Source organism: Paraplanobispora siamensis, from assembly GCF_016863175.1.
In the GTDB taxonomy this organism is placed as follows: domain Bacteria; phylum Actinomycetota; class Actinomycetes; order Streptosporangiales; family Streptosporangiaceae; genus Planobispora; species Planobispora siamensis.
Genome location: NZ_BOOJ01000081.1, coordinates 40,895 through 46,982, shown reverse-complemented (window position 1 = coordinate 46,982; position 6,088 = coordinate 40,895). Strand labels below are relative to the sequence as shown.

The window sequence follows — 6,088 nt, the reverse complement described above, 5'->3', positions numbered from 1 at the left end:
GACCGGTCAGTCCCGGGACGAGGCGCACGTCCGCTGAGCCCGTATACCGGCCGCCCTGCTCCGGGGGCGGGGCCGCCTGCTCTCCGGTGTCCGGGAGAGCAGGCCCCGCGTTTCTCTGCCGGTCCCGGCGGGTTCGTAGGATGCGGATCCGTGAGATACGGCTGTTTCGTGAGATATGGCCGCTTTGTGGGACATGGCCGCCGCACCGTCGTCGCATCGTCATCGCATAGCGGATGTATCAACGCGGACGAGCACTCTGGTCTCACACCGGAACGACGGAGGAGAGCACGATGAGCAACGCATATGAGGGATTCACGGCCGAGGAGCGGGCCGCGATGAAGGAGCACGCCAAGGAGCTGAAGGCGGCGGCGCGCCGCAGCCCGGCGGAGAAGGCGGCACAGGCGGAGCGGGACGTGCTTGCGAAGATCGCCGAGATGAAGGGCGCGGACCGGGTCCTGGCCGAGCGCGTCCACGCCATCGTCGCGGCCAACGCCCCCGGCCTCGCGCCGAAGCTCTGGTACGGGATGCCCGCCTACGCGCTGGACGGCAAGATCGTCTGCCACTTCCAGCCTGCGGAGAAGTTCAAGACGCGCTACGCGACGTTCTCGTTCAGCGACCAGGCGAAGCTGGATGAGGGCGCGATGTGGGCGATCTCCTTCGCTCTGACGGAGATGACGGACGAGGTGGAGGAGAGGATCGGCGCGCTCGTGAAGCAGGCGGTGAGCTGAGGGCTTCTGCGCTTGAGGGCTTCTGCGGTGAGCGGTGTCGCGCTCAGGCAGGCTTCTTCACTCCGCCCACCGGCTGACCGGCCAGGTGGACGGACAGGGGACGGCCCACCGCGGCGATGTCACGGGTCGGGTCGCCGTCGACCACCAGCAGGTCGGCGTCGTAGCCGGGCCGTACGCGGCCCTTGCGCCCGCCCATGCCGCAGGCATCGGCGGCGACCGAGGTCGCCGTGGCCAGGGCCGAGCTCGCCGGCAGGCCGGAGCGGACGTACTCCTCAAGGGTGGCCGACAGCAGCCCGTGCGGCTTGGCCGGGCCGATGCCCGCGTCCGAACCGGCCACCAGGCGCACCCCGCCCCGGTGAAGGCGGGCGACGGCCTCCTGCAGGACGGCCTCGGTGATGCCGGCGCGCTCGGCCATCGCCACGACCTGCGGCGGCACCACGACGCGCGGATCGGACCCCAGGGTCGCGCAGATCGCGATCCCGGACTCGGCCAGCCCGGCGAGTAGCGTGTCGTCTAGCCGGACACCGTCGGGAGTGAGACACGTGCAGTGCTCGATCCCGTCGACACCCGCCTCCAGCGCCTGCCGTACCGCCGAGAGCGCGTGGGCGTGCGCGGTGATCGGCAGGCCGAGCGCGTGCGCCTCGGCGACCGCCGCCCGCAGCTCCTCGTCGGTGAACTGCGGGCGCATGGTGTCGGTGCCGGGGGTCAGCACCCCGCCACTCGCCATGATCTTCACGATGTCGGCACCGCGATCGGCCCGTTGCCGTACGGCCTCGCGCAGCCCGCTCACACCCTGGGCCTGGCCGCCCATCGGCCAGCAGTGCCCGCCCGTGCTCGTGAGCGGCGCACCGGCCGCCACGACGGCCGGCAGTCCCGTTCGGGCCTTCGATCGCCAGGCCAGTACGGCGTCGTGATGGTCGCCCAGGTCGCGCACGGTGGTGACGCCCGCGGCCAGGTGGAGCTTCAGCGACGCCTCGATGGTCGCCTCCAGCTGCTCCCGCGTGGCCTCGGTGAGCCGGTCGAGCGCACCGGGACCGCTGTCGGCGCACAGGTGCACGTGCGCGTCGATGAGACCGGGCAGCACGGTGCCGCCGGGCAGGTCGTGCACCGGCCACCCGTCCGGCACCGCCGGACCCGGTTCCACACCGGCGATGCGGCCGTCTTCCACCAGCACCACGGTGACCCCGTCGAGCAGCCGCTCCCCGTCGAACACCCGTGCCGCGCGAATCGCCAGAATGCTCACCGAATCACCATAGGCAACGGCGGAAGGCGGCGCAGAAGGACGGACCAACGGTGGCGATGATCACACAACGTACGGCCCGCGTGCCCACGAAACGCCGGAAGCGGTGGCTGTGGACGCTCTGAGAGCGGGTACGGCGGCGCGTACTGATGATGGGCACGTCCGTGGCAGGACGGGTGCTGCCCACCCGTGAGGCACGTCCGTGGTGAGCCGTGTGCCGCCCACCCCAGCTGCGCCACACGGCGGACAAGTCTGCCCTCGACGAAGAGCGCCGGGGATGGAGGCGCGACCGACACCCCACTGTCCCTCTCGCCGCCCTGTACGTCATGATCGCCGCCGCGCCGTACCTCACGATCGAAGGCCGGCCCGAGCCGCAACGCGTGGTTGCCCGGCATCGACAGGCTCGACCTCGGTCCGATCCGCCAACCCACCGAGAAACGGTCTCCATCCACCGCCGCAGTCCTGTCCCTTCAGCGCTGCGGCCAAGGTGTTCTGCCGTACGGCACAGCTTGGGCGGGCGACACCCGGCCCGCCCGTGAGGCAGGTCCATGGCGGGCCCATCGCCCGGTTGGCGTCGAGCCGACCGTCCGGAGTCCGTCTCCGGACGATCGGCTTCATCCGGGGACGAGCCGGCTCAGTGCCAGTCGCTGATCTGCACGTCCCGTGGCGCCGGGGCGCCCTCGCCCGTCTCCACCAGGGACTTCAGGCTCATCAGGAACGAGCCCCACTTGGTGCTGCAGTGGTGCATGAACTCCACCGGCTCCTTCCAGTCCCGATGCTTGAACAGCACGATCGTGTAGTCGCCGTTCTGCCGGAGGTCCCAGTCGATCGTGGTCCCGACCCACTCCTCGGGACCGTCGATCACCCGCCAGGCCACCCGCTCGGACGGCCGCAGCTCGACGACCTCCATGTCGAAGCCGCCGACCGGGAAACGGAACTCCAGGACGCCGCCGACGTCGCCGCCGCTTCCCTTCGTGTCGTCGGTCCACCAGCCGGACAGGCCCTCGACGGTCGTCAGCGCGTCGTACACCTTCTCCGGTGCCGGGGTCTTGATTCCGATCCTGTGCAGAATGTCCGCCATCTCGGCTCTCCTCGGTCTCGTCAGTCCTGTTGGGTGCGCTGAATCGCCTCGGCGATCCGCTTGATGCGCTGCAGCCGGGCGTCCCACGCCGACCCGACCGATGCCAGCTGGGCCACCGCGCGGGCGAGCTGGGCCTCGTCCACCTGGTAGCGCTTCTCCCGGCCCGCCGGCGTCGCCCGTACCAGGCCGGCCCGGTCGAGGACGCCGAGATGCTTGGCCACCGCCTGGCGGGTGACCGGCAGATCCCGGCTCAGCGTGGTCGCGGTGCCGGCGCCCTCGATGAGCAGCAGGTCGAGCATCCGGCGCCGGGTCGGGTCCCCGATCGCGGACCACAGGTCGTCGTCGACCGTCTCGGCCGCCGCGGTGCTCATGACCGCACCCGCAGCGTCGCGACGTACGGCGTCAGCCGCGGCAGGTAGAAGTCCCAGCCGGTGACGTGCTCCCGGTACTGCTGCTCCAGGAGGGCGGCCTCCCAGCCCATCTCGCGGAAGCCGGTCTCGGTCATCTTGAGCAGCGTCCCGCCGCCCGACGGGGTCAGATCGAAGGTGACCAGTAACGAGTTGCCCTCGGCCGCGACCTCGCCGGCCGGGTGCGTCCAGCGGAAGGAGAAGACCCGCGGCGGCCGTGCGTCGACGACGGTGAAGGACACCACCGTCCCGTCGGCGTCGCGGTCGCCGAAGACGATCTCGCCCGTCGACCCGGGCGTCGGCTCGTACCGGGCGTCGTCCGGCCACCACTGCCTGAGATGGTCGGGACTGCTGACCACCTCGAAGACGATCTCCGGCGACGCCTCGATGTAGATCTCCCGCTCGATGGTTCCGAACTCCATGACATCCTCCTGCAACCTTTGGTTGCATATCAGGCTATGTGAAGGACCGTCATCGCGCAACCATCGGTTGCATATTGCTGCATCGCGGCTCGCGAACCCGTACGAGAGGACCGGGAACCTCCGGGGCTACTCGCTGAGCGAGCGATTGATCGCCGTCGAGACCGCCAGGGGGACGGCGAGCAGGCCGAGCAGGACGAGCTGAGCCGTCCGCTGGGTCAGGGCGTCGCCGCAGTCGCCGGGCGGGTTGTCGCCGAACCAGGGGATCAGTGTCCCGATGGGCCCGCCGCATCCGCCCTCTCCCGCCTCCAGGGGCGCCAGGACCAGTACCAGGATCAGGCCGAAGAGCAGGACCAGCCAGTGCTGCGCGGAGGAGGAGGCGATCTCCGGATGGAACCGGCGGCGCCACTGGCCGTAGCCCCAGAAGTAGAGGGCCAGCGCGAGCGAGACGAACCCCGTCGCGGTCGATTCGGAGGCGTTCGGGATCTCGGCCGCGAACGCGACCCCGGCCCCCACGACGAGCGACGCCGTCAGCCACCAGGCCGGATGCCAGGGAAGGCGCAGCGGGCCGATCTCCTTCCAGCCGATCTCCGTCTCGCCGCGCGTGCCCGTCGGCTTCTTGCCCGTTCCGTCACCCGTGCCTGTGCGGTCTGTCGTCACCTTGCCGGTCATACGGCGATCATGGCGATGGCGTCTTGCGAACGGCTTGAGCCCGGCTGGGCCGGGCCTGCCCGTCCGTCAGGGTCTCGGCGAGTTCGGGCCAGAAGAACGCCATCGTGGCCGAGCCTTTGAGCAGTGTGTCGATGTCGGCTCGCTCGTCGCTGTCGTGCCAGCGGTCCTGGGGCAGGCCGGTGCCGAAGAAGATCACCGGCGCTCCCAGGGCGTCGGACAGCAGGCTGGCCGGGCCGCCGCCGCCGTTGCGCATCTGCCCGGCCAGCGGGGCGCCGAAGCCCCGCTCCATCGCCCGGCCCAGCGCCTCCAGCGCCGGATGGTCCGGTGGAGTGCGGTACGGCTCCTGGGCCGCCTCCAGTGAGATGCTCAGCTCGTAGACGACCTTGTCGCTGATCCGCTCGGCGACCCACCTCTTCAGCTGCTCGGCCGCCTCGGCCGCCTTCTGCTCCGGCACCAGCCGCAGGTTCATGTCCACCGAGGCCACCGAGGCGATCGCGCCCCGGGAGGGCCCGTCGGGGTCGCCGCCGATGAAGGCGAGGATCTCGGCCGCCGGGCGGGTCCAGACCCGCTCCAGCACGCTGTAGCCGTCCTCGCCGCCGACCGTGCGGGTCTCGGTGCGCTCCAGCCAGTCCTCGTCGCTGTAGGGCAGGGCGTTGATCGCATCACGCTCCTGCGGGGACAGCTCGATCACCCGGTCGTAGAAGCCGGGCAGTGTCACCCGGCCGTGCTCGTCGTACAGCTGCGCCAGCAGCTTGCACAGCTCGGCGCACGGGTTGGGCGCCACTCCGGAGACGGTCCCGCTGTGGATGTCCCGGTACGGCCCGAACACCTCCAGCTTGGCGCTGAGCATGCCGCGCAGCCCGGTGCAGAGCGCCGGCGCCTCCCGCGACCACAGCAGCGTGTCGGACATCATGATCAGATCGGCGTCGAGCTCGTCGCGGTGGTCGGCCAGCAGCGCGGCCAGGTGTGGGGAGCCGATCTCCTCCTCGCCCTCGATGAGCAGCTTGAGGTTGACCGGCGGCGCGTCGCGGCCGTCGGCGGACAGGTGGGCGCGCAGTCCCCACAGGTGGGCCAGGATCTGGCCCTTGGCGTCGGAGGCGCCGCGGCCGTACATCTTGCCGTCGCGCACCTGCGGCTCGAACGGCAGCGATTCGCCCCAGACGTCGGTGCGTACGGCGCGCACGTCATGGTGGCTGTAGACCAGCACGGTCGGCGCGCCCGGCGCCTCACACCAGGCGGCGTGCACCGCCGGGGCACCGTCTTCGGTCTGCCAGAGCTCCACCGAGGGGAACCCGATCTCACGCAGCCGGCCGGTCAGCCAGTTGGCCGAGCGCAGCAGGTCCATGCCGTGCTCGGGCTCGGAGGAGACCGAGGCGATGCGCACCCAGTCACCGAGCTCGCGCAGGAACTCCTCCAGGCACTCGCGCAGGAACCGCCGTACCGCCTCATCACCGCCATCTGCCGTCATAACGATGAGGCTAGGCGCGCGGATATCCGACCCCACCCCGGCGACATGCCGTTTTACCAAAAGGACGACGGGT

At 70.8% G+C, this 6,088-nt stretch carries 7 protein-coding genes; 1 reads left to right on the top strand and 6 read right to left on the bottom strand.

Going from position 1 to position 6,088, the window contains the following annotated elements; all coding sequences use genetic code 11:
* Positions 1 to 290: 290 nt before the first annotated feature.
* Positions 291 to 728, top strand: a complete 438-nt coding sequence (locus Psi01_RS39645) for an iron chaperone (protein WP_204069348.1) — start codon at positions 291 to 293, stop codon at positions 726 to 728.
* Between the two features lie 43 nt (positions 729 to 771).
* Here the strand turns inward: Psi01_RS39645 and Psi01_RS39640 are convergent, their stop codons facing one another.
* The 6 genes from Psi01_RS39640 to Psi01_RS39615 form a co-directional block, all read right to left on the bottom strand.
* Positions 772 to 1,971 carry a metal-dependent hydrolase family protein gene (locus Psi01_RS39640; RefSeq protein WP_204069347.1) on the bottom strand — a complete coding sequence of 400 codons (1,200 nt, stop codon included), beginning with the start codon at positions 1,969 to 1,971 and terminating at the stop codon, positions 772 to 774.
* Positions 1,972 to 2,602: 631 nt separating this feature from the next.
* Positions 2,603 to 3,049, bottom strand: coding sequence for an SRPBCC family protein (locus Psi01_RS39635; protein ID WP_204069346.1), 447 nt, complete (start codon positions 3,047 to 3,049; stop codon positions 2,603 to 2,605).
* A gap of 20 nt (positions 3,050 to 3,069) precedes the next feature.
* Positions 3,070 to 3,420 (bottom strand): ArsR/SmtB family transcription factor, encoded by a 351-nt coding sequence (locus tag Psi01_RS39630; protein ID WP_204069345.1) that lies wholly within the window; start codon positions 3,418 to 3,420, stop codon positions 3,070 to 3,072.
* A complete protein-coding gene (locus tag Psi01_RS39625) occupies positions 3,417 to 3,878 on the bottom strand; it encodes an SRPBCC family protein (RefSeq protein WP_204069344.1) in 462 nt (153 codons plus the stop codon). The genes Psi01_RS39630 and Psi01_RS39625 overlap by 4 nt, the downstream gene beginning before the upstream one ends.
* A 126-nt stretch (positions 3,879 to 4,004) precedes the next feature.
* A complete protein-coding gene (locus Psi01_RS39620; RefSeq protein WP_204069343.1) occupies positions 4,005 to 4,547 on the bottom strand; it encodes a hypothetical protein in 543 nt (180 codons plus the stop codon).
* 7 nt (positions 4,548 to 4,554) lie between these two features.
* Positions 4,555 to 6,015, bottom strand: coding sequence for a M20/M25/M40 family metallo-hydrolase (locus tag Psi01_RS39615; protein WP_204069342.1), 1,461 nt, complete (start codon positions 6,013 to 6,015; stop codon positions 4,555 to 4,557).
* Between the last annotated feature and the right edge of the window lie 73 nt (positions 6,016 to 6,088).